20 protein-coding genes are annotated in these 24,245 nt (G+C 64.1%); 3 read left to right on the plus strand and 17 right to left on the minus strand.

Annotated features, from left to right (window positions below):
- Positions 1–6 precede the first annotated feature (6 nt).
- Positions 7–510 (minus strand): CreA family protein, encoded by a 504-nt coding sequence (locus tag HNQ71_RS22880; protein ID WP_246461879.1) that lies wholly within the window; start codon positions 508–510, stop codon positions 7–9.
- Positions 511–701: 191 nt separating this feature from the next.
- On the opposite strand from HNQ71_RS22880, the gene HNQ71_RS22885 reads away from it, so the two are divergent.
- From HNQ71_RS22885 to HNQ71_RS22895, 3 genes are all read left to right on the plus strand, one after another.
- Positions 702–1,277 carry an SCO family protein gene (locus HNQ71_RS22885; RefSeq protein WP_184874903.1) on the plus strand — a complete coding sequence of 192 codons (576 nt, stop codon included), beginning with the start codon at positions 702–704 and terminating at the stop codon, positions 1,275–1,277.
- Positions 1,278–1,364: 87 nt separating this feature from the next.
- Positions 1,365–2,237 (plus strand): 50S ribosomal protein L11 methyltransferase, encoded by an 873-nt coding sequence (locus HNQ71_RS22890; protein ID WP_184874904.1) that lies wholly within the window; start codon positions 1,365–1,367, stop codon positions 2,235–2,237.
- A gap of 146 nt (positions 2,238–2,383) precedes the next feature.
- On the plus strand, positions 2,384–4,228 hold the full coding sequence (locus HNQ71_RS22895; RefSeq protein ID WP_184874905.1) for an aminopeptidase P family protein: 1,845 nt from the start codon (positions 2,384–2,386) through the stop codon (positions 4,226–4,228).
- Positions 4,229–4,452: 224 nt separating this feature from the next.
- On the opposite strand, the gene HNQ71_RS22900 is transcribed toward HNQ71_RS22895, so the two are convergent.
- The 16 genes from HNQ71_RS22900 to murD form a co-directional block, all read right to left on the minus strand.
- Positions 4,453–4,749: an AzlD family protein gene (locus tag HNQ71_RS22900; protein WP_184874906.1), complete on the minus strand. Its 297-nt coding sequence runs from the start codon at positions 4,747–4,749 to the stop codon at positions 4,453–4,455.
- Positions 4,746–5,474, minus strand: coding sequence for an AzlC family ABC transporter permease (locus HNQ71_RS22905; RefSeq protein WP_184874907.1), 729 nt, complete (start codon positions 5,472–5,474; stop codon positions 4,746–4,748). The genes HNQ71_RS22900 and HNQ71_RS22905 overlap by 4 nt, the downstream gene beginning before the upstream one ends.
- A gap of 111 nt (positions 5,475–5,585) precedes the next feature.
- The gene (locus HNQ71_RS22910) at positions 5,586–6,278 is read right to left on the minus strand and encodes a DUF2461 domain-containing protein (RefSeq protein WP_184874908.1); all 693 of its coding nucleotides are present in this window, start codon (positions 6,276–6,278) and stop codon (positions 5,586–5,588) included.
- Positions 6,278–8,482: an NAD-dependent DNA ligase LigA gene (gene ligA / locus HNQ71_RS22915; protein ID WP_184874909.1), complete on the minus strand. Its 2,205-nt coding sequence runs from the start codon at positions 8,480–8,482 to the stop codon at positions 6,278–6,280. Before ligA ends, HNQ71_RS22910 begins: the two co-directional genes overlap by 1 nt.
- 264 nt (positions 8,483–8,746) lie before the next feature.
- A complete protein-coding gene (gene recN, locus HNQ71_RS22920; RefSeq protein ID WP_184874910.1) occupies positions 8,747–10,420 on the minus strand; it encodes a DNA repair protein RecN in 1,674 nt (557 codons plus the stop codon).
- A 202-nt stretch (positions 10,421–10,622) separates the two neighbouring features.
- Entirely contained in the window at positions 10,623–11,495 is an 873-nt protein-coding gene (locus HNQ71_RS22925; RefSeq protein WP_184874911.1) for an outer membrane protein assembly factor BamD, read from the minus strand.
- A 263-nt stretch (positions 11,496–11,758) separates the two neighbouring features.
- Complete coding sequence (gene lpxC / locus HNQ71_RS22930) at positions 11,759–12,709, minus strand: UDP-3-O-acyl-N-acetylglucosamine deacetylase (RefSeq protein ID WP_184874912.1); 951 nt, start codon at positions 12,707–12,709, stop codon at positions 11,759–11,761.
- 280 nt (positions 12,710–12,989) lie between these two features.
- Positions 12,990–14,660 (minus strand): cell division protein FtsZ, encoded by a 1,671-nt coding sequence (gene ftsZ / locus HNQ71_RS22935; protein WP_184874913.1) that lies wholly within the window; start codon positions 14,658–14,660, stop codon positions 12,990–12,992.
- 66 nt (positions 14,661–14,726) lie between these two features.
- Positions 14,727–16,034 carry a cell division protein FtsA gene (gene ftsA / locus HNQ71_RS22940; protein ID WP_184874914.1) on the minus strand — a complete coding sequence of 436 codons (1,308 nt, stop codon included), beginning with the start codon at positions 16,032–16,034 and terminating at the stop codon, positions 14,727–14,729.
- On the minus strand, positions 16,031–16,972 hold the full coding sequence (locus HNQ71_RS22945; RefSeq protein WP_184874915.1) for a cell division protein FtsQ/DivIB: 942 nt from the start codon (positions 16,970–16,972) through the stop codon (positions 16,031–16,033). The genes ftsA and HNQ71_RS22945 overlap by 4 nt, the downstream gene beginning before the upstream one ends.
- On the minus strand, positions 16,960–17,886 hold the full coding sequence (locus HNQ71_RS22950) for a D-alanine--D-alanine ligase (RefSeq protein WP_184874916.1): 927 nt from the start codon (positions 17,884–17,886) through the stop codon (positions 16,960–16,962). The genes HNQ71_RS22945 and HNQ71_RS22950 overlap by 13 nt, the downstream gene beginning before the upstream one ends.
- A 301-nt stretch (positions 17,887–18,187) precedes the next feature.
- A complete protein-coding gene (gene murB / locus HNQ71_RS22955) occupies positions 18,188–19,153 on the minus strand; it encodes a UDP-N-acetylmuramate dehydrogenase (protein ID WP_184875566.1) in 966 nt (321 codons plus the stop codon).
- Positions 19,154–19,155: 2 nt separating this feature from the next.
- Positions 19,156–20,562 (minus strand): UDP-N-acetylmuramate--L-alanine ligase, encoded by a 1,407-nt coding sequence (gene murC / locus HNQ71_RS22960; RefSeq protein ID WP_184874917.1) that lies wholly within the window; start codon positions 20,560–20,562, stop codon positions 19,156–19,158.
- Positions 20,559–21,686: an undecaprenyldiphospho-muramoylpentapeptide beta-N-acetylglucosaminyltransferase gene (murG, locus tag HNQ71_RS22965; RefSeq protein ID WP_184874918.1), complete on the minus strand. Its 1,128-nt coding sequence runs from the start codon at positions 21,684–21,686 to the stop codon at positions 20,559–20,561. Before murG ends, murC begins: the two co-directional genes overlap by 4 nt.
- Before the next feature lies 1 nt (position 21,687).
- The gene (gene ftsW, locus HNQ71_RS22970; protein WP_095086935.1) at positions 21,688–22,839 is read right to left on the minus strand and encodes a putative lipid II flippase FtsW; all 1,152 of its coding nucleotides are present in this window, start codon (positions 22,837–22,839) and stop codon (positions 21,688–21,690) included.
- Positions 22,839–24,239 (minus strand): UDP-N-acetylmuramoyl-L-alanine--D-glutamate ligase, encoded by a 1,401-nt coding sequence (gene murD, locus HNQ71_RS22975; protein WP_184874919.1) that lies wholly within the window; start codon positions 24,237–24,239, stop codon positions 22,839–22,841. Before murD ends, ftsW begins: the two co-directional genes overlap by 1 nt.
- Between the last annotated feature and the right edge of the window lie 6 nt (positions 24,240–24,245).

Genomic DNA, 24,245 nt, shown 5'->3' on the forward strand with positions numbered 1-24,245 from the left:
ACCCACTTATTTCGGCTTGCCGTTGGTCCACACGACGTTCTGGCCGTAGAGCGGCACGGTGGTGACCGACATCTTGGCCGAGCCGTTCTGCACCTGGCGCGAATGCGACAGGTAGATCAGCGTCTCGTTGGCCTTGTCGTAGATACGGTTCACCACCTGCTTCTTCCAGATCAGGCTGATGCCTTGCTTGAACACTTCCTCGCCAGCCTCGCTCATATCGATGTCGCCGATGGTGATCGGGCCGGTCTGGCGGCAGGAGATCGAGGAATCGGAGGGATCCTCGAACCAGTTGCCCTTGTGCAGGCGATCGATGATGCCGCGATCGAAATAGGAGACGTGACAGGTGATGCCCTCCACCTTCGGATCCTTGATCGCCTCGACGATGATGTCGTTGCCTAGCCAGTCGACACCGACCTTGCCGACTTCATCGGCGACGGCCGTGCCCGCGCCGAGGACAACGCATGCGGCCAACGCGCCGCCGATCAGTTTTCGCCCAATCAGTCCCTGCAACATAGCCTCCTGCGGTTCGAGTTGCCGGTCACAGGTGGGGCGAGCAGCCCGGCTTTGCAAGCGGATACGTCAACATCACTGCGGTTGCGGCAACGCGGCACTTTGCCTGGACGGGGTCGAACCGTTAAGACTGTCGTGCTGGCGCGGCCTGGGGCCGGCGGCCCCGATGATTCTGCGGACGGACCTTACTGATGATGCGTTCTATTCTGGTCGGCATTCTCGTCCTGATGGCGGCCGGCATCGGCTGGCTGACCTTCGACTGGTACCGCGGCCACTATGGGGGCGAGCCCTTCGGCGCCGCCTTCACGCTGGTCGACCAGAAAGGCGCGCCGATCACCGAGGCCGCCTTCAGGGGCCAGCCCAGCGTCGTCTTCTTCGGCTTCACCCATTGCCCCGAGGTCTGCCCGACCACGCTGTTCGAACTGGCCGGCTGGCTGAAGACGCTCGGCGACGACGGCAAGAACCTGCATGCCTATTTTGTCTCGGTCGATCCGGAGCGCGACACGCCGGATGTGATGAACGCCTATGTCAGCAATTTCTCCGACCGCATCGTCGGCATCACCGGCGACCCGGACAAAGTCCATGCCATGGCCAAGTCGTTCGGCATCTACTGGAAAAAGGTCGACACCGGCGGCGGCGACTACACGATGGACCATACCGCCTCGGTGCTGCTGCTCAACGCCAAGGGCGACTTTGCCGGCACCATCGCCTATGGTGAAAGCGCCGACACGGCCGTCGCCAAGTTGAAGCGGCTGGCCGCGGGTTGACGCATGATCCCGAACCGAAGGACCGCGCCAGCGAAAAGTGGGAGCCGGTTTTCGGACAAGATCATGCTCGAACAAGACACATAATCCATGACCCAGACGCGGCTCCATTTCATTACCGGAAAGCTTGAATCCATCAGCGTTTTCGCGGCGTTCGAGGCGGCCTTCGAGGATGAAGGCCTGCCGATCGCCGTGCTGGAAGTCGATGAGGATCGCGACATCTACGAAGTGTCGCTCTATGCCGATGGCGACGTCGATGCGGTCGAAGCGCGGGCCAAGGACATCCTTGCCGGCCTTTCCATTGCGAGGCCGATCGGCCGCGAGGCCTTGCCCGACATCGACTGGGTGGCGCGCTCGCTGGAGGGCTTGAAGCCCGTGCGCGCCGGCCGTTTCTTCGTCCACGGCGCGCATGACCGCAGGAAGCGCCACAGCGGCGAACTCGCCATCGAGATCGAGGCGGGCCTTGCCTTCGGCACCGGCCACCACGGCACCACTGCCGGCTGCCTCGAAATGCTGGAAAAGGTCATGCGCCGCGAGCGCCCGCGCAATGCACTCGACCTCGGCACCGGCAGCGCGGTGCTGGCCATCGCCGTCGCCAAGCTGGCGCACATTCCGGTGCTGGCCACCGACATCGACCCGGTGGCGGCGAGAGTGGCTGCCGCCAACGCGCGGCTCAACCACGTCAAGGCATTGGTGGAGACGGTGACAGCGCCGGGCTTTCACCACCCGATCTTTGGCAAGCGCGCGCCGTTCGATCTCATCGTCGCCAACATATTGGCGCGGCCGCTGATGCGGCTGGCGCCGCAAATGGCCGATCACATCGCGCTTGGCGGCTCGATCGTGCTGTCAGGCATCCTTGAGCGCCAGCGCGACGCCGTCGTCTCGGCCTATGTCGGCCAGAACTTCCGCCACGTGCGCACCTTGCACCGCGAGGGCTGGGTGACGATCCACCTCAAGCACTGAGGCAGACAGACCGGCAACGACCCAAGCTGGACCAAGCCCGGCCGGTTGTCAGTCAAGCGATGCTGTAGCAGGTTGCGCCAGCCGGAAATCGATTTCGATTTTCAAGCCCGTGCGCTACGGTCGCGCGGAATTCAGGGAGGCCCACAATGTTCCAGACCTTCGATTCCGCGGGCGACCCGGCAGTCGGCAAGCCGCGCGTTGCGCTCCTGCGCCAGTGGCTGGCGGCCAACGGGCTGGACGGCTTCATCGTGCCGCGCGCCGACGAACATCAGGGGGAATATGTCGCCGATCGCTCGGCGCGGCTGAAATGGCTGACCGGCTTCAGCGGTTCGGCCGGTGTCGCCATCGTGCTGCGCGACCGCGCCTTCGTCTTTGTCGACGGGCGCTACACGCTGCAGGTGCGCCACGAGGTCGATCTCGACATCTTTTCGATCGAAAGCCTGGCCGACAACCCGCCAGCTGTCTGGCTGGGGGACGCCATCGGCAAGGGCGCGCGGCTCGGCTTTGACCCGTGGCTGCACACGATCAGCGAGGTCAAGGCGCTGCGGGCCTCGGCCGACAAGACCGGCGCGGTGCTGGTGCCGCTCGACAAGAACCCGATCGACATCATCTGGACGGACCAGCCCGAGGCGCCGGTGGCGCCGGTCGAGCTCCACCCGATCGGCTTTGCCGGAGAGCTCGCCAAGGACAAGCTGGCGCGGCTGGCAACGGCGATCGCCAAGGACGGCGCCACACATGCGGTGCTGACCGACCCCTCCTCCATCGCCTGGGCCTTCAACATCCGTGGCGGCGACGTGCCGCATACACCGCTGGCGCTCGGCTTCGCCGTCCTCGCCGCCGACGGATCGCACCAGCTGTTCATGGACCGGCGCAAATTCTCGCGCCAGGTCGAGGCCTATCTCACGCAGCTCGCCGAGCCGCATGAGCCCGGCGAATTCGAAGCGGCGGTCGTAGCCCTTGCCAAGGGCGGTGCGAAGATCGCGCTCGACCCGGTGCTGGCGGCCGACAGGCTGCGCATGCTGGTCGAGGACAATGGCGGCACCGTGATCGCCGCAGCCGACCCTGCCCGCATTCCGCGCGCCACCAAGAACCAGGCCGAGATCAACGGGTCCCGCGCCGCGCACCGCCGTGATGGCGCTGCGGTGGCGAAGCTTTTGTGCTGGCTGGAGCGCCAGAAACCCGGCTCGCTCGACGAGATTGCCGTGGTGACGAGGCTGGAAGAGACGCGCCGGCAGACGGGCGAGGAAACCCAGATGCCGCTGCGCGACATCTCTTTCGACACCATTTCCGGCGCCGGCCCGAACGGCGCCATCATGCACTACCGCGTGTCGCGCGCCACCAGCCGCAAGCTGCAGGCCGGCGAATTGTTCCTGCTCGATTCCGGCGGCCAGTATCAGGACGGCACCACCGACATCACCCGCACGGTGCCGATCGGCCAACCGACCGAGGAAATGCGCGAACGCTTCACGCTGGTGCTAAAAGGCATGATCGGCATTTCGACGCTGCGTTTCCCCGCCGGCACGCGCGGCTCGGAAATCGATGCCGTCGCCCGCATGGCGCTGTGGAAGCACGGCTGCGACTTTGCCCACGGCACCGGCCACGGCGTCGGCTCCTACCTCGCCGTGCATGAGGGACCGCAGCGCATTGCCCGCACCGGCACCGAAAAGCTGCTCGAAGGCATGATGCTGTCCAACGAGCCCGGCTACTACAAGGAAGGCTCCTACGGCATCCGCATCGAAAACCTGATCCTGGTGACGCCGGCGGAGAAGATCGAAGGCGGCGACATCGCCATGCACGGCTTCGAGACGCTGACGCTGGCGCCGATCGACATCCGCCTGGTGCGCACCGATCTGCTGACGCGCGACGAATTGCACTGGCTCGACGCGTACCATGCCCGCGTGCTGGCCGAGATCGGGCCGATGCTCGACGGCGAAACGCTGGCCTGGCTGGAAAAGGCCACCGCGCCGCTGCCTCATGATGCCAAGATTTGAATCTGACTTGGGAAGTCGGCGCCCCTCATCCGGCTGCCGCCACCTTCTCCCCGTATAGTGACGGGGAGAAGGGAGCTGTCGCAACCTTGGCGCTTTTTCTGCAACGCAGATGATTGGCGAAACCATCGATGATGGCGTCCTTCGCCCCGTCACTATACGGGGAGAAGTGCCCGGCAGGGCGATGAGGGGCAGCGCCAACGGTCCAACCGGTCGCGTCTCGAACTCTACCCGACGAACTGCCGCGCCAGTATCAACACTGCCGCGCCCGCCAGAAACATAGACATCAGTCCGCCGCGCAACGAAACCACGGCGGTGACGACCAATGCCGCCCATTCCGCCGGTCCGGCGTTCAGCAGCTCCGGCGCGACCAGCGTCGTCAGCACAGCCGCCGGCACGGCATTGAGGCCAGCCTCGACGCGCGGATGGATGTTTTCAAAACGGGAGATGACCAGATGCCCGCCAATGCGCGTCAGGTACGTTGCGATCGCACCAGCGATGATGATCCAGAATGTCGTGCTCATGGCTGTGCTTTCACGCCGCTGTGGTGAGGTGGCAGGATGACGGCAAGCAGCACCCCGGCAATTGCGCCAATCGAGACGTGCCAGGGCGAGCCGACCGTCTTGTAGGCGATGATCGAGGCGGCAGCGCTGGCAATGACCACCGGTAGCCACAGCGGTCGCTTGCGAAAGCCCAGCACAAGGCCGAGAAAATAGATCGGCAGCAGGAAATCGATGCCCAGTGCATGCGTGTCGGGGATCAGCTTGCCAAACACTGCGCCAAGCGCGCTTTCGATCACCCAGAACACATAGACCGGCAGGCCAAGCCCAAGATACCAGGCGAAGCCGACCGTCTGGCCGGATTGTGCCCTCGCCTCGGCCACGGCGAACTGCGGATCGGTGAGGATGAAATAGCCGAGCGCCTGCTCGATGATGGGCCAGTGCGCGATGCGCCGACCGATGCCTGCCGAATAGAGCACATGGCGGAAATTGACGGCGAAGATCGACAGCACGATCAGCCACGGCGCCACATGCTGGCCGAACAGCTGGATGCCAACCATCTGGCTGGCGCCGCCGAAGACCAGCGCGCTCATCAGGAAAGCTTCGAAGACCGAGAAGCCATTGTCAACGGCGAGTGCACCGAACAGCACCGCAAACGGCGCCGACGCCACCACGACCGGCATCGAGAGCCGCACGCCCTGCCAGAAATCGCTCTTTGCGCCGCTCTCGGAGATTGCGTCCGTCGCCATCAACCACTCCCTTGCGAAGGGCGGTATGTAGGTGGCGCAGCCCGGTCTGTCACACGAATTCGCTTGAGCCAAATGATCAGCGGAAATGATCGTCGTGATGCTTATCGAAGGCTAGGCGGCGAGGACTGTGCCCTCGATCGCCCTGCCCCAGTCGAGCAGCGGCCTTGCGCGCAAGGTGAAATCGACGAGTTCGTCGACCAGCGCCGCCGTGTGGATCCCCGCCGGGTCGATCACATGCTGGACGACAAAATGCCGGTTGCGGATGGCGTCAGTCAGATCGGGTTCGCTGATCTGCTCGAAGCCGCGTGGCGTACGCTTCATGCGGCCTTCGGTCTCGAGTTCAAGGCCGTTCTTCCTCAGCGCCTTTGCCATGGCGCGAAACTTGTCAGGCTGCGTCGCGATGGCTTTGCGCATCGCCAGCAGCAGCGCCGGCTCCGGCTGCCACCAGGCGACGTCGGCAAGGCAGCGCTCCAGGCCGACATGAACATAGAACACGCCCTGCCCCATCTTGCTGCCGTCGGGCGACAGGATCGCCGACAGATGCCGGTTGTAGGGGCTCTTGTCCTTGGCGAAGCGGACATCGCGGTTGATGCGGAACAGCGATTTCTTGCGATCGCCGCGCAGGCCAAGCCCAGCTTGCGCGAAACGCTCCGTGAGCGTTTCGACCAGATCGCCGAAGGGGTCGCGCAACTCCTTTTCGAACAGGTCGCGGTTTTCCAGGAACCACTCCCGGCTCTGATGGAAATCCAGCGCCTTCAGGAACGGAATGGCCTTCTGCCCGAAACCCTTGAATGCACCTGCCATCACGCCTTGCCGATCCGCACCAGCCAGGCGTCCTCGTCGATCACCTCGACGCCGAGCTCGCTGGCAAGCTTGAGCTTGGAGCCGGCACCGGGTCCGGCGACCACCAGATCCGTCTTCGCCGAAACCGAACCCGCGACCTTAGCACCGAGGCGTTCGGCCATCGCCTTGGCTTCGGGGCGCGTCATCTTTTCCAGCGTGCCTGTGAACACGATTGTCTTGCCGGCCACCGCGCTGTCGGCCGAGATGGTCACGATATACGGCTTCGGCTTGACCTGTTTGAGCAGCGCGTCCAGCACGTCGTCGTTGCGCTCATTGCCGAAGAAGTCGCGAAGCGCATCGATAACCGTGTCGCCGATGCCGTTGACCGATGGGAAAACGGTGTGCGGATCGTCGGCCGCCGCTGTCTCCTTGCCGACGCGGATCAACTCCTCGATGGTCGAGAAGGTTTTGGCAAGCACTGCGGCCGTGGTTTCGCCGATATGGCGGATGCCGAGCGCGAAGATGAAGCGGTCGAGCTCGGGTTCGCGGCGCGAATCGATGGCAGCAAACAGCTTGTCGAGGCCCTCGTAATTGCGATCCTCGACGCTGCGTACATTCTTGCGCGTCTTGCCCGACGCGGCCTCGCGCTGCCTGGCCTGCTCCTCGCGCCGCTCGGCCAGCGCCTTGGTGACGGCGGGACGGCGATCCCTGAGCGTGAAGATATCGGCGGCTGTCTTGATCAATCCCGCATTGAAGAAGGTGTCTATGTTTTCCGCGCCGAGGCCTTCGATGTCCAAGGCGCCGCGTGACACGAAGTGGCGCAATCCTTCCACGGCCTGCGCGGGGCAGATAAGTTCGCCGGTGCAGCGGCGGCGGGAATCTTCCTTGCCGGTCTTCTCGTTGATCTCGCGCGTCGCGGGCGAGCCGCAGATCGGACAGGTGTGCGGGAATTCGTATGGCACCGCGTCGGGGGGTCGCTTGTCGATGACGACGCTGACGATCTGCGGAATGACGTCCCCTGCCCGCTGGATCACCACCGTATCGCCGATGCGCACGTCGATGCCGTCGCGGATCGGCTGGCCTGTGCTGTCCAGGCCCTTGATATAGTCCTCATTGTGCAGCGTGACGTTTTCAACCACGACGCCGCCGACCGTGACCGGCGCCAGCCGCGCAACCGGCGCCAGCGTGCCGGTGCGACCGACCTGGATGTCGATCTTCTGCACGGTCGTCATCGCCTGTTCGGCGGGGAATTTATGCGCAACCGCCCAGCGCGGTTCGCCAGTGACGAAACCCCATCTGCGTTGCAGCTCCAACTGGTCGACCTTGTAGACCACGCCGTCAATGTCGTAGCCCAACGAGGAGCGCTGCTCCTCGATCCGATGATAATGCGCGATCAGCTCCTCGGCCGACTTCGCCCGCACCATCAGCGGACTGATCGCGAAACCCCAATCCTTGAACTTCTGCACGGCGCCGTACTGGGTGGGAGCGGGATCCTCCGACGTATAGCCCCAGGCATAGGCGAAGAATTTGAGGTTGCGGCTGGCGGTGACGGATGGATCCTTCTGGCGCAGGGAACCGGCCGCCGTGTTGCGCGGATTGACATAGTCCTGGCCGCCAACCGCCGCCGAGCGTTGCTTCAGCGCCTCGAATTCCGCGTAGGTCATATAGACCTCGCCGCGTATCTCGATGATTTCGGGCCAGCCCGAACCCTTCAGCTTCGCGGGGATGTCGGCGATCGTCCTGAGATTGGCGGTGATGTCCTCGCCGACGGCACCGTCGCCACGCGTCGCGCCCTGCACGAACACGCCGCTTTCATAACGCAGCGAAGCCGACAAACCGTCGATCTTCGGCTCGGCCGTGAAGGCGATGTCGAGATCCTTGTCGCGATCGAAGAACCGCCGGCCGCGTTCGATGAAGTCGGCGACATCCTCGTCGGTATAGGCTTTGGCGAGGCTGAGCATCGGCACCGCATGACGCACCTTGGCGAAGCCTTCCGCCGGCGCCGCGCCAACCCTGCGCGACGGCGAATCCTCGCGCACCAGCGCCGGAAAGCGCTGCTCGATGGCAAGGTTGCGCCGTGTCAGCGCATCATATTCCGCGTCGGTGATTATCGGCGCATCCTCGGTATGGTAGCGCCTGTCATGCTCGGCGATCTCTTCCGCCAGGCGCTTCAGCTCGGCTTCGGCTTCGCTGTCTGTCAGGACATCGACTGGTTTTTCGGACATGGTTTCAGACCCGGCTCGATCAATGTATGCCGCCCAAAGTGCGCAGCGGTTTTGGGACAACGACACGCATAGCAACAAAAACCCAGAGCACGTCGCGCAAATCCGATTCGACGCAACGCGCTTTGGTGGTCCGCGACCATAGATCAGCTTTCGGATTCAAGGGAGCAAAATTCTAATAAAACCGCGCCGAAACAGCGGGATGGCGCCACAAGCTGACTCTCTTGCGAAGCCGGGCTTTTTGCCAGCCTGGCGAACCGTGCGCCGTCAGGACGCGGCGGTGTTCTCGCGCAGCAACCGCTCCGCGGCGGCGCGCGCCTCGTCGGTGATGGTGGCGCCGGCCAGCATGCGCGCGATCTCTTCCTGCCGCGCCGGCCGGTCCATCTCGGCAATGCCGGTCGCGACGCGGTCGGTACTGCCCGATTTGGAGATCAGGAAATGCGTCGCCGCACGCGCCGCAACCTGCGGCGCATGCGTAACCGACAGCACCTGGACGCGCTTCGACAATCGCGCCAGTCGCTGGCCGATGGCGTCGGCGACAGCGCCGCCCACCCCGGTGTCGATTTCATCGAACACCAGCGTCGGCGCCGAGCCACGGTCGGCCAGCGCCACCTTGAGCGCCAACAGGAACCGCGACAGCTCGCCGCCGGAAGCGACCTTCATCATTGGCCCGGGCCGTGTGCCTGGATTGGTGCGCACCCAGAATTCGATCTGGTCGATGCCTTCTTCCATGCGGCTCTCGGCCTCGCTCTTCATCTCGACGATGAAGGCGGCGCGTTCGAGCTTCAGCGCCGGCAATTCGGCCATGACCGCCTTGGTCAGACCGACCGCCGCCGCATGACGCAGCGAGGACAACTGTGCGGCGGCAATGTCATAGGTCTCGCGCGCCGCGCCAGCCTGCTTTTCCAGGCCGTGCAAGCGTTCCTCGCCGGCATCGAGATCGGCGAGATCGGCCGACATCGTGTCGCGCAGTTGCGCCAGGTCGTCGACGGCGACAGTGTGCTTGCGCGAAGCGGCGCGCAGCGAAAACAACCGCTCTTCCGCCTTCTCCAGCCGCTGCGGATCATATTCGGTGGCGCGCAGTGCCGCCTCGACACCCGATTGCGCGGCGTCGAGTGACAGCATCGCCTCGTCGAGCGACTTGACCACGTCGTCGAGCAGGCCCGGCGCTTCCGTCACCTTGCGCTGCAGCCGTCTGAGCAGGCTCGCGAGTTGCGGCAAGGGCGAGGACGGACCGGAAAGCACATCTTGCGCGTCATGGATTTCGGAAGCGATCTTCTCCGCCCGCATCATCGATGCCCGCAACTCGGCGAGATCGGTCTCCTCGCCCGGCTGCGGATCGAGCTTCGTCAGCTCCGCCACCGCCGCACGCAGATAGTCGGCCTCGCGCGCGGCCGCCGACACCTTGGCGCGGTGACGCGACAGTTCCTGCTCGCAGGCGCGCCAGTGCCGCCATGCTTCGCCGGTCGAGCGCACAGCGCCGAGATGGCCGCCAAAAGCGTCGAGCACATCGCGGTGCGCGCCGGGATCGACCAAAGCGCGTTCGTCGTGCTGGCCGTGGATCTCGACCAGCGCGCGGCCGACATCCCGCATCAGCGTGACGCTCGAGGGCTGATCGTTGACGAAGACGCGGGTGCGGCCATCCGCCGTCTGGAGGCGGCGCAGGATGATGTCGCCGTCATCGTCGATGGCGTTTTCGGCAAGCAGTGCGCGGGCCGGATGGTTGCGCGGCACATCGAAGACGGCGATCACCTGGCCCTGGGCCGCGCCATGGCGCACCAGCGACGCGTCGCCGCGCGCGCCGAGCGCCAGCGACAGGGCATCGAGCAGGATGGATTTGCCCGCGCCGGTTTCGCCGGTCAGCACGGAAAGACCCGGCTGGAAGTCGATATCCAGCTTCTCGATCAGGACGATATCGCGGATCGACAGTCTGGAAAGCATCAGAACCCGGACCTATTGCATGTCGCCCAAAAGTGGACCCGGTTACGGGATAACGACATGCACAAAGACAAAAGACCTAAAGCGCGACGCGCCTTAAAGCGGCACGCGACCATCTGGAGTCGCAGCGCCGCACTATCTTTTTGTTTGGGCACCGGATCAATCCGAAAAAGCGTTGCGCACGCTTCGGTCCAATGCTCCGGGGTCAGGCGCCGCCGGTGATCATCTTCCCGGCCTTGGATATCCACGAGCCGGCATTCTCGCGCGGCGCAAGCCCGTTGCTCTGCAGCAGCTTGTAGGAATCCTTGTACCACGTGCTGTCGGGGTAGTTGGTGCCGAGCACCGCGGCTGCCGTCTGTGCCTCCGAGGTCAGCCCCATCGCGTAGTAGCTTTCGGTCAGGCGGGCCAAGGCTTCCTCGACATGTCGCGTGTTGGAGTAGTTCTCCACCACGGTGCGGAAGCGCTTGACGGCAGCAATGTATTCGCGACGCTCGAGATAGTAGCGGCCGATCTGCATTTCCTTGCCGGCTAGCTGGTCGTTGGCGAAGCGCATCTTTTCCTTGGCGTCGTCGACATACTCCGATGTCGGCCAGCGCGTGACCAGGTCCTGCATCGTCTGAAGGGTCTGGCGTGCTTCCTTCTGGTCCTGCGTTACGTCCTTGATCTGGCGGTAGTAGCTCAAGCCGATGATGTACTGCGCGTAGGCTGCGTCGTCCGTCGACGGGTAGAGCGTGAGATAGCGCTTGGCCGAGCCGATCGCCTCATCGTAATTGCCCTGGCGATAGTCAGCGAAAGCGCCCATGACCATCGATTTGCGGGCGAATTCCGAATAGGGATGCTGGCGGTCGACGGCATCGAATTTGCGGCTCGCCTCTTGCAGGCGCCCGGCATTCAGATTGGCAAGGCCTTGATTGTAGAGAACGTCGGCCGGTTCGGTCTGGTCGACATAGGTCGACAGGTCGATATCTTTCTCCGACGACATGCAGGCCGACAGGAAGAGCGATGGAACAACCACCGAAAGCGCCAGGAAAACAGCCCGCTGCGGCGCTTTCGATTGACCAACTCGCTTGAAGAACATGATTGGATTCCGCCCTTTCGGCGTTATTTCAATACGTGTCGCATGCCGTTGTCCCAAACTTGATCCCCACTTTTGAGCGACATGCACTAATCGACGGCAGCAGCCATAAACCATAACCGCCTTGCCCGGCAACGCTATCGCCGGCCAATCGCACATTTTTGTGGCGGCCGGACGCGGCTTGAAAATCCGTGCAATTTCACCAACAGATGGTGCATTCGTGCAACACCTCTATCGGCTATGGAATCCGAAAAAAATTAAGAAAATCAGATCATCCAGGGCGCATAGAGCGGCGCGTTGACGGCGCTCATCTCGGCGCTGCGGCCACGCTCGCGGCGTGTCGTCTCGACGATCTCGAATGCCGTGCGATCCGACAGCAGGCGCCGCAGCGATGCGGCATTCATCCTGTGGCCGCCGCGATAGGAGCGAAAGCAGCCGATGAAGCGGGCGCCGGCCAGCGCCAGGTCACCCATGGCGTCAAGCGTCTTATGGCGCACGAATTCGTTGGGGTAGCGCAGGCCGCCCATGTTGATGACGCGGTTGTCGTCACCGATCACCAGCGAATTCTCCAGCGAGGAGCCGAGCGCGTAGCCGGCGGCCCACAGCCGCTCGACGTCCTTCATGAAGCCGAAGGTGCGGGCGCGTGCGAGGTCGCGGCGGAAAATATCGGCGTTGAGGTCGGACGCGAACAGCTGACGGCCGATCGCCGGGCTTTCGAAGTCGATCTCGATCTCGAAACGGGTGCCGTCATAAGGCTTGAATTCTGCCCACGAGGCGCCGTTCTCGATGCGAACCGGCTTGATGACTCGGATATAACGCCGCTTGACCGACTGCGTCTCGACGCCAGCCTGGTCGATGGCTTCGACGAACGCCATGGCGCTGCCGTCGAAGATGGGAACCTCGGACCCGTCGATCTCGATGGCGACATTGTCGATGCCGAGCCCGAACAGCGCCGCCATGATGTGCTCGACCGTGGCGATGTGCTCGCCGGCGGGATCACCAAGCATGGTGCACAGGTCGGTGGCGCCGACTTCGGAAACCAGGGCGCGGAACTCGCGGCCCTGCTCTGCGCCGTTGAAAAGCTGGAACACGATGCCGGTATCGGCATCTGCCGGTATGAAGCTGATGGAAACTTCCTTGCCGCTGTGGACGCCGGTGCCGGTAAGCGACGCGCGCGTCTTCACTGTCGTCTGATAGTCGTGCAAGACAATCCCCATAAGCCCGTAATGCCTAAGGTCCGCTTCTCCAGCCCGAGGGCGCGGCTCTTGTTGAAATCGGCAGGCAGGGCGACTTCCCCCGAAATCCTGACAAACCGACTATGGTGGCCGGAAGATAATGTCGCGGGTGGGAGACTCCAAATCACGGTTTCTTACTCTTTGTAACCGCAAGCCGGATCCAGTTGATCTTGATAAGCCATTGAAATATCACCATTTTAAACGTTAACAGGCAAGCAATTCCTTGCTTGCCTGTTAACAATTCTTAAAGCCCGTTTACCGATCAGTTGGCCTGGCGGCGCAGGAACGCCGGAATCTCCAGCTGATCGTCGTCCTGAGTCGCCCTCACCTGCGGCGTCAGGCGGCCTTGCTCGTCGAGTTGACCGCGGCGCGGCGCGTAGAGCTGCGCGTCCTGGCTGGCAAGACGGCGCACTTCAGGCGCTGCCTGGCGCAGCTTGGGTTCGCGCGGCTGCGCCGGCTGCAGCCGGGCAGGCTCTTCCTCGCGACGAGTCAGGCCGTTGGTCAGGCGCTTCAGCAGGCCCATCGGTCCGCTGTTGTTCTCGTGGTCAGCCGGGCGGCTCTTGGCATCCACCTCGGCCTTGACGACCGGCGGAAAGTCCTCGACGCGCGGCATCCGCTGCGGCGCCACCGCAACCGGCTGCGGCGCTTCACGCAGCATTTCGCGCGGCTGCGGGGCCGGCTGCACCACGGGCTGCGGCATTGGCTGTGCTGGCGGCGCCTGGAAGATCTTACTCTGCGGGCGGAAATCCTCCGCATGGGCAACGGGAGCCGGACGAGCCTGCGCCATCGCCGCTGCATTTGCTTCCGCCAGTTGGATGGCTTCGGCGACCGGGTCGACGGCGCGCGGTTCGTAAGCTGCCTGCTGGACCGGCGCCGGGCGGCTTTCGACCGCGGCAACGGCCGGGCGGCTGACCGGCTTCTGCGGTGCGGTGCGGATCGAGATCGGCGCTGCGGCGATTTCCGCCGCCGACTTGTCGATGCCGGTGGCAACCACTGAGACGCGGATGACGCCTTCGAGTTCCTCGTCGAAGGTGGCGCCGAGGATGATGTTGGCGTCCTGGTCGACTTCCTCGCGGATGCGGGTCGCCGCTTCGTCGACCTCGAACAGGGTCAGGTCGCGGCCACCGGTGATCGAGATCAGCAGGCCCTTGGCTCCCTTCATCGAGGTCTCATCGAGCAGCGGGTTGGCAATGGCAGCCTCGGCGGCGGCCATTGCGCGGCCCTCGCCCGAAGCCTCGCCGGTGCCCATCATCGCCTTGCCCATCTCGCGCATGACCGAACGCACGTCGGCGAAGTCGAGATTGATCAGACCTTCCTTGACCATCAGGTCGGTGATGCAGGCAACACCGGAATAGAGCACCTGGTCGGCCATGGCGAAGGCGTCCGCGAAGGTCGTCTTGTCATTAGCCAGCCGGAACAGATTCTGGTTGGGGATGACGATCAACGTATCGACGCATTTCTGCAGCTCTTCGATGCCAAAATCCGCCGTCTTCATGCGGCGCTGGCCTTCGAAATGGAACGGCTTGGTGACGACGCCGACAGTGAGGATCCCCTTTTCGCGTGCGGCACGCGCCACGACCGGAGCCGCACCCGTGCCGGTGCCGCCGCCCATGCCGGCGGTGACGAAGCACATATGGGTGTTGGACAGATGATCGATGATCTCGTCGATGCATTCTTCCGCCGCCGCGCGGCCGACTTCCGGTTGCGATCCGGCGCCAAGGCCTTCGGTGACATGTGCGCCGAGCTGGATCAGCCGATCGGCCTTCGACATGGTCAGCGCTTGAGCGTCGGTGTTGGCCACCACGAACTCGACACCGCGCAGACCGGCGGTGATCATGTTGTTGACAGCATTGCCGCCGCCGCCGCCGACACCGAACACGGTGATCCGCGGCTTAAGCTCGGTGATGTCCGGCTTCTGCAGATTGATGGTCATTGTCTCCGTCCTTTGCCTTTCACGCCGCTTCGCCGCCGCGGCCGCCTATGGGGCTGTCCCCGTCAATTAGAAACTGTCTCTCAACCACTGACTCATGCGATGCAGTTTTCCACCCGTTCCAGTCATTCTGAGACCGGAAATTCCTTTCGCCGGATGGCTCTCGAAGCTCGCCATCTGCGGATAGATCAGAAGCCCCACCGCAGCCGAGAAGGCCGGTCCCTTTGCCGCTTCCGGCAGGCCGGCCACGCCGAGTGGGCGGCCGATGCGCACATTGCGTCCGAGGATCCGGCGCGCCGCCTCCGGCAGGCCGGCAAGCTGGCTGGCGCCGCCGGTCAAGACGACACGCTTGCCCACCGCATTGCCGTAGCCGGACTTGTTCAGCCGGTCGCGCAGCAGCTCGAGCGTCTCGTCGATGCGGGCGCGCACGATGCGCGTCATCACCGAGCGCGGGATCTGCAACGGCACGTCGCCATCGTCGCCGATCGGCTGGATCGAGACCAGGTCGCGGTCGTCGGCGCTGCCCGGCAATGCCGAACCATGCATCACCTTCAGCCGCTCGGCGGCGTCGAGCGAGGTCGACAGGCCCTTGGCCATGTCCAGCGTGACATGGTTGCCGCCGATGGCGATGGCGTCGCCATGGACGAACTTGCCTTCCGAAAACACTGAGATCGTCGTCGTGCCGCCGCCCATGTCGATGCATGCGGCGCCCATTTCCAGCTCGTCGTCGACCAGGGCGGCTAGCCCGCTGGCATAGGGCGTCGCCACCATGCGCTCGACCGACAGGTGCGACCGGTTGATGGAAAGCTCCAGGTTACGCATTGGCGCGGCGTCGCCCGTGAGCACATGCATGTCGACGCCAAGTGCGTCGCCGACCATGCCGCGCGGATCGCGCACGCCGCGCTCGGCATCGAGCGAAAAGCCGACGGGGAGCGAATGGATCACCTCGCGCTCGGCCTTCAGTGCCTGCTTGGCGCCGGCACCGAGAACGCGCTTGATATCGGCCTCGTCGGCCTCGTGGCCGCCAAGGTTGATGGTGGCCGAGAAGGCTTCGCTCTTCAGCCGGCCGGCGGTCATGTTGACGATCAGCGAATCGACCGTCAGCCCAGCCATGCGCTCGGCCGCATCGACGGAGAGACGGATGGCATGCTCGGCGCGGTCGAGATCGACGACCACTCCCGACTTCACGCCTTGCGACTTCTGATGGCCGATGCCGATCACCTGGATCCGGTGCGAACGGCCGCGCAACAGCTTGCCGTCTTCGCTCGGCTTCAGCTTGGCCACCATGCAGCAGACCTTGCTCGAACCGACGTCCAGCACCGTCAGGGTGCCGGACCGGCGCGACGCGGCGTCGCCATGACCGCCAAGCCAGCTCATATTTTCGTCTCCGGCTTGCGCTTCAGGCTTTTGGGTTTTTCGTTGAGGGCGGCTTCGCGCTGCGTCGCCGCCTCGGGCGTCAACTGCACGACCAGCCTGTCCGTCAGGCGCATGTCGACGGCGGCGATATCGCGCGACAACAGCCCCTTGTCCTGATCCATCTTGACGAGCTCGGCGATCGCCTGATCCTCGCCATCCTCGGGAAGCTTGACGGTGATGCCGTTGTCCAGCTTCAGGTCCCAGCGCCGTTCGCCAACACGGACAAAGCCTTTGATCCGGCTCGCGAGTTCAGGATACTTTTCGACCTTGACCAGGAAGTCCGGCGCCTTGGCCGGCGCACCGACGCCGATCAGCAAAGGCAAAAGCACCTGCTTGCCGCCGGAGAACGGCGCGATCACGGCGCCATTCTTCTCGATGACCGAGAGCTCATCGCCCTGTTGCCAGAGCGCGAAGGGCTCGCGCTCCTCGACACGCACTTCCAGCGTGTGCGGATAGACCTTGCGCACCGCGGCGACCTCGATCCAGGGCAAGGTAGCAATGCGCTCCCGCGCCGCCTCGGCGTCAAAACCGATCAGCGAGGTCCAGCCGTCGAGCTCGAGCCTGTCGAGGATGTCGATCTCGGAGGTCTGGCGATTGCCGACCACCTTGACCTGATCGACGGCAAAACCGGTGCGGGCAGTGATGCTTTGTACGATGCCGTCGACATGGCCGCCGAGATAGGCGCCATAGGCACTGCTCGAGACAAGCAGCACGGCAGACATCATGGCCGCGGAGAAGCGCGGCGCCTGGAACTCACCCACACCCAGGCGCGCAAGAACGCGCACCGGGCGGCGAAGCACACGCGGCAGCACGAAATGGCCCGATGACAATGGCAGGCCGAACAGCGCCGGCCCGGCCGCGCCCTTCCCCTTACCTTGTCCCCATTTCAACGCAGACACGAAGCGTCCTCCACCATCCAACTCAACAAATCGCCAAACGAGTGCCCGGCCTGGGCGGCGATTTCAGGCACCAAGGACGTCGGCGTCATGCCCGGCTGGGTGTTGACCTCGAGCCAGACAACCTCGCCGTTTTCGGAATGCCGATCGTCATAACGGAAGTCCGACCGGGAAACGCCCCGACAGCCGATCGCTTGATGAGCCTTGAGCGCCAGTGTTTGTATTTTTTGGTAAATATTCGGTGAAACTTTTGCGGGGCATTCGTGCTTTGATCCCCCAGCGACATATTTTGAATCGTAGTCGTAGAAGGAATGGCCGGTCGGGATGATCTCGCAGACCCCCAGAGCCACATCGCCCATTACAGCGCAGGTCAGCTCGCGGCCATGGATGTAGCGCTCGACCATGACGGTATCGCCATATTTCCACTCGGACGAGCCGATGACCTGCGGTGGATGCGACTGCCCCTCATGCACGATGACTACACCGAAGCTCGACCCCTCATTGACAGGCTTGACCACATAGGGCGGCTTCATCGGGTGCTTGTTCTGGATGGCGAAGCGGCTGGCGACCTTCGATTCGGCGACAGGGACGCCGACCGACTTGGCAACCCGCTTGGCCTGCTCCTTGTTCATGGCCAGCGCCGAAGCGAGCACGCCGGAATGCGTATAGGGAACACCGAGATATTCGAGGATACCCTGGATGGTACCATCCTCGCCAAACGGACCATGCAGCGCGTTGAAGGCGACATCGGGCCGGAGTTCGGCAAGCACCGAGCCGACATCGCGCCCGACATCGACGCGCGTGACCTGGTAGCCTTCCTTCTCGAGCTCATCGGCGCAAGCCTTTCCCGAGGACAAAGACACGGGCCGCTCGGATGAGAAACCACCCAGCAGGACGGCCACATGCTTGTTTTTCATTCCCCGTCATCCCCTCTCACGGCGGACCAAAAACCAAGATTTCCGAAACATTGAGTCCGAGTCTCCCGGCAGGTTGCCCCCCCAGACGGAAAACGCTGAAAACGCGTCGAACGACTCAAATCAGGAAACGCTTTGGAGCAGAGAATCAGAGAGTTGATTCACTGGCAAGTACTTACGATTCCGAGAGATTCACTTTCTGAGAAAATGGATGCGAAAACTGTGCCGCTGAGTCTTTACAGCAACGGTCGTGGACCGTTTCGGCCCCGTTGAAGTTCATGCATCACGTGAACTTCAACACCCGCTACAGGAGTTGCCCGAGAAACTCCTGGACGGCATGCCCGGGCCGGAAATTGCCGATGCGTTTGATTTCCCATTGCAGCCGGATGCCCGCATTTTCCAGCACCCGCGTGCGCACCGTCTCACCGAGATATTCAAGGTCGTAGCCTGTCGCGGTTCCCGTGTTGATCATGAAGTTGCAATGCATCGGCGACATCTGCGCACCGCCGATCATCAGGCCGCGGCAGCCGGCCTTGTCGATCTCCTTCCAGGCTGACGTGCCTTCGGGATTCTTGAAGGTTGAGCCGCCGGTCTTTTCGCGGATCGGCTGCACGGTCTCGCGGTGGTTCTGCACCGCGTCCATCGCGGCCTTGATCGCTGTCTTGTCCTCGGCAAACCCCTCGAACAAAGCCGAGGTGAAGATCAGCCCGGAAGGTGCCGCCGAATGGCGGTAGGCGTAGCCCATGTCGGCATTGCTCAGCGTTTGCACATTGCCCCCGCGGTCGAGCGCACGCACCTCGACGACGCGTTCGCGCGTCTCGACGCCGTTGGCGCCGGCATTCATCCGCAGCGCGCCGCCGACGGCGCCCGGAATGCCGTGATAGAAATGGAAGCCGCCAATGCCGGCTTCCAGCGCCACGGCGGCAACGCGCTTGTCGGGCGTCGCCGCACCCGCCTTGATCGTGGTCGGCGAAACAATTTCGGCCTCACCAAATCCCTTGGCCGAAAGCCGGACAACAAAACCCGCAATGCCGCCGTCCCGGACTAGAAGGTTCGAGCCGACGCCGACGATGGTCAGCGGGATCTCTTCGGGAACGGCTTTGAGGAATGCGGCCAGGTCCTCCTCGTCGGCCGGCTGGAACAGCACTTCGGCCAGCCCGCCGGCGCGGAACCAGGTGATCTTGTCCATCTCGGCATTCGGCGTGAGGCGGCCACGCAGGCCTGCAAGCCGGTCGCCAAGTCTGTCGATCAGGGCCTGGCCGTGCATCATGATCATGAGACTGTCCCGCCAAGCTCCTTGGGCAGCGCATAGGCCCATTGGGTGATGTTGCCGGCGCCGAGGAAGACCACGAAGTCACCGGGCTTGGCCAGATCACGGATGATTGGTGCGATTGCTGCCGGACCCTCGATGTAGCGCGCGTCGCGATGGCCGCCCGCGCGGATGCGCGACACCAGCGCATCGGATGTGACGCCTTCGATCGGTTCTTCGCCGGCCGCGTAGACCGGCGCCACCATCACCGTGTCGGCGTCGTTGAAACACGTGGAAAACTCGTTGAACAGGTCGTGCAGCCGGGTGAAGCGGTGCGGCTGGGCAATGGCGATGACGCGGCCCTTGGTGGCGCTGCGCGCCGCCTTCAGCACCGCCGAGATCTCGACCGGATGATGGCCGTAATCGTCGAACACATCGACACCGTTCCACGAACCGGTATGGGTGAAGCGGCGCTTGACGCCGGCGAAGGACGACAGGCCCTTCTTGATCGCCTCGGCGGACAGGCCAAGTTCATGCGCGACAGCGATCGCCGCTGTCGCGTTGGAGACGTTGTGCCGACCGGGCATCGGCAGGCGCAGGCCGGCGATCGTCGTCTGGCCACCGCCTTTGCGGTTGCGGATCATCACGTCGAACTCAGATATGGCACCCGCCATGCGGTGGTTGGTGAAGCGCACGTCGGCCTGCGCATTCTCGCCATAGGTGATGACGCGGCGGTCCTCGATGCGGCCGACCAGCGCCTGCACTTCCGGGTGGTCGGTGCACATCACGCCGAAGCCGTAGAACGGCACGTTCTCGACGAACTGGCGGAACGCCTCGCGCACCTTGTCGAAACTGCCATAATGGTCGAGATGCTCGGGATCGATGTTGGTGACGACGGCGATCTCAGCCGGCAGCTTGAGGAAGGTGCCGTCGCTCTCGTCGGCCTCGACCACCATCCACTCGCCATCGCCCATGCGCGCATTGGTGCCATAGGCATTGATGATGCCGCCATTGATGACGGTCGGATCGAGCCCGCCGGCTTCGAGCAAGGTCGCCACCATCGAGGTCGTCGTCGTCTTGCCATGCGTGCCGCCGATCGCCACCGCCTGGCGAAAACGCATCAGTTCGGCCAGCATCTCGGCACGCCGCACGATCGGCAGCAGCTTTTCGCGCGCGGCCTTCAGTTCGGGGTTGGTTTTCTTGATCGCCGTCGAGACGACGACAACCTCGGCATCGCCGAGATTTTCGGCCTGGTGGCCGACGAAGCAATCGATGCCCTTGTCGCGCAGCCGCTGCACATTGGCGCTGTCGGACTGGTCCGACCCTTGCACCTTGTAGCCCAGATTGTGCAGCACTTCGGCGATGCCGCTCATGCCGATGCCGCCAATACCGATGAAATGCACAAGGCCGATGGTCTGCGGCATCTTCATGCGTGCGTCCCCTTCCTGAAGTCTGAAACGGTTTTTTGGGACGCAATAGCCTCTGTAAGATCGGCGAGCAACCGTGCCGCGTCGGGCCGCCCGGCCGATTTCGCTCCCGCCGCCATGGCCGCCAGCCGCTCGGGGCTGTCCATCAGCCCACCGATGAGAGCCGCGATGCGCTCGGGCGAAAGCGAGGATTGCGGGTGCACTTCGCCACCGCCGGCGGCGGCAAGGGCCGCCGCGTTCGCCGCCTGGTCGTGGTCGAGCGCGTAGGGATAAGGCACCAGCAGCGCCGGCCGGCCGATGACGGCGATCTCCGAGACGGTCGAGGCGCCGGAGCGCGAGATCACCAGATGCGCCGTCGCCATGCGTTGCGCCATATCGGTGAAGAAGGGCGAGACTTCCGCGGCGACGCCAAGTGCGGCATAGGCCGCCTTCACCCGCGCCACGTCGTCGGCGCGCGCCTGCTGCGTGATCACCAACCGCTTGCGTTGGGCGTCGGAAAGCAGCGCGATCGCCGTCGGCACCGCGTCCGAGAAGAACTGCGCGCCCTGGCTGCCGCCGAACACCAGCATCTTGAACGGCTCCTCGCCGGTAGATGCCGTATAGGGCGTCTTGGCCGCTTCCAGCACGGGAGGCCGGACCGGATTGCCTGTCGTCACCGTCTTGGCGCCGGCCGCACTGCTGTCCTGTGGCAGGAAGCCGCCGGCGATGGCGTCGACACGCCCGGCCAGAGCCCGGTTGGCGCGCCCCATCACCGCGTTCTGCTCATGGATCAGCGTCGGCACCTTGCGCCGCGTCGCCGCGTAGAGCGGCGGCAAGGTCGGATAACCGCCGAAGCCGACGACCGCATCCGGCTTGATCCTGGCGATGACAGCGGAGGCTTGGCGCACGCCGCGCCAGATTTTCCAGAAGGCACCGAGCAGGGCGATGGGATTCTTCGAGCCCATCGTCGCCGACTGGATCGGATGGATGGCGGCCGCCGGGAAATGAGCGGCGAACCGCTCGGCGCGGTCGTCGGTGGCCAGATGCACCGTCCAGCCGCGCTCGTTCAGCTCATGCGCCAGCGCCTCGGCCGGAAACAGATGCCCGCCGGTTCCACCTGCCGCGAGAAGGATGACGCCTCTCGCCATGTCACTCCGCCGGCAAGGCGCGTTGCGGCAGGGCAAAGCCCATTTGCTTGCGCTTTTCGGGCCGCTTGCGCGTCAGCGCCAGCACCATGCCCATCGAGATGGCGATGGCGATCTGCGAGGAGCCGCCATAAGAGATGAAAGGCAGCGTCATGCCCTTGGCCGGCACCAGCTGCAGGTTGACGCACATGTTGATGACGGCCTGCAGGCCGAACACGGTGACGAGGCCGCCGACCGCATAGCGGGTGAAGTCGTCATGCTCCTTCAGGGCCGTGTTGAGGCCGCGCAGCACGATGAAGGCGAAGATCGACATGATGAAGAAGCACATGATCAACCCGAATTCCTCGCCGGCGACCGAAAAGACGAAGTCCGCATGGCTGTCGGGGATGACCCGCTTGACGGTGCCCTCGCCCGGCCCGACGCCGAACCAGCCGCCATTGATCAGCGCCTCTCGGCCCATGTCGACCTGGAACGTGTCGCCTTCGCCGGTGAGGAACTTGTCGATGCGCAAGGCGACGTGCGGAAACACCGAATAGGCGGCAAATACGCCGCCGACGCCGGCGCCACCAAGCGCGATGATCCACAGCCACGGTAACCCGGCCATGAAGAACATCACACCCCAGGTGCCAGTCACCAGCATGGTCTGGCCGAGATCCGGCTGCGCCACCAGCAGCGAGACGACCAGCGCCAGCAGCAGCATGGCAAACAGATTGCCCGGAATGTCGGGCTGGCGCTTGTGCTCGGCAAACAGCCAGGCGCACATGATGACGAAGGCGGGCTTGAGGAATTCCGACGGCTGGATCGACAGGCCGGCTAGCGACACCCAACGGCGCGCGCCCTTCACTTCGACGCCGATGTAGAGCACCGCCACCATCAGCACCAGCATCAGGCACAGCATGATCAGCGCCATGCGCCGGATCTGCCGGGATTCGAGGAAGGACACCGCCAGCATCACGCCGAGCGCCGGCACGGTGAAGATGATCTGCCTGGTGGCAAAATGGAAGCTGTCGAGGCCGATGCGTTCGGCCACCGCCGGGCTGGCAGCGAAGGACAGCACGATGCCGAGCCCCATCAGCGACAGGAACGCCGCCAGGAACCAGCGATCGATCGTCCACCACCAGGTCGCAACTGGACTTTTATCGAGACGGCTCTGCATTATCGTGCCCCTCCGATGGGTTTCACACCCTGGATAGCATTCGCAGCTTGCCTGAAGGCTTCGCCGCGGACTTCGAAATTCTTGAACTGGTCGAAACTGGCGCAGGCCGGCGACAACAGCACCACCACTTCGCTCGTATCGTCTTGAGCCGCATCATGCGCGGCATGTTCGACCGCAGCGGCCAGCGTGCCCGATATTTCGTAGGGCACCGCCTCACCCAGTGTCGCAGAGAAGGCGGGCGCCGCCTCGCCGATCAGATAGGCCTTGGCGATGCGCGGGAAGAAGCCGCGCAACGGCTCGATGCCGCCCTCCTTGGGCAGGCCGCCGGCGATCCAGTAGATGCGCGGAAAGCTCGACAAAGCCGGTGCCGCCGCGTCGGCATTGGTCGCCTTGGAATCGTTGACGAACAGCACATGATCCTTGCGGCCGACCTGTTCCATACGGTGCGCAAGGCCGGGAAAACTTTCCAGTCCGGATTGGATTTCGCCAAGGTCCAGCCCGACCTTGAGGCAAGCAGCGACCGCCGCCAACGCGTTTTGCGCATTGTGCTGGCCGCGCAGCGAGCCGATGCCTTCGAGGAAAGCGACGCGGCTGTAGCGGCCGTTCACCGCCTCCATCAGGTTGCCGCCGTCGGCGAAATAGCCGTCGGTCAGCGGCAGCCGCTTGGAAATGCGGATGACATGCCGCCCTGCCCGCTCCAGCCGCTCGGCGATCTGGGCGCACCAGGAATCGTCGATGCCGATGATCGCAGTCTCGCTGCCGGCCACCAGCCGTTCCTTGATCGAGGCGTAGTGCTGCATGGTGCCGTGCCGATCGAGATGGTCCGGCGTCAAATTGAGCAGGATGCCGGCCGTCGGGTTGATCGAGGGCGCGAGATCGATCTGGTACGACGAGCATTCGACGACATAATGCCGATTGGGCTCGGGCGGATCGAGCGTCATCACCGCGCGGCCGATATTGCCGCCCATCTGGGTGTCGCGTCCCGCCGCATTGAGGATATGCGCGGTCAATGCGGTCGTCGTCGACTTGCCGTTGGTGCCGGTGATGGCGATGAACGGCGCTGCCGGCGCGGCGAGCATCCGCTCACGGCAGAAAAGCTCGATGTCGCCAATGATCTCGACGCCGGAACCACGCGCCAGCTCCACCGTCCAATGCGGCTTGGGATGCGTCAGCGGCACGCCCGGCGACAGCACGAAAGCCGAGAACTTCGCCCAGTCGGCGCCGCGCAAATCACTGGTTGCGATGCCGTCGGCCGCCGCCTTGGCAACGCTTTCGGGATTATCGTCCCAGGCCAGCACGTCCGCCCCGCCGGCGATCAGCGCGCGCGCCGTCGCGATCCCCGAGCCACCGAGCCCGAAGAGCGAAACGCGCTTGCCTGCGAAGGATGCGGCGGGGATCAAGCGGCC

The sequence above is a fragment of the Mesorhizobium sangaii genome (assembly GCF_014207355.1).
Lineage (GTDB): Bacteria > Pseudomonadota > Alphaproteobacteria > Rhizobiales > Rhizobiaceae > Mesorhizobium > Mesorhizobium sangaii.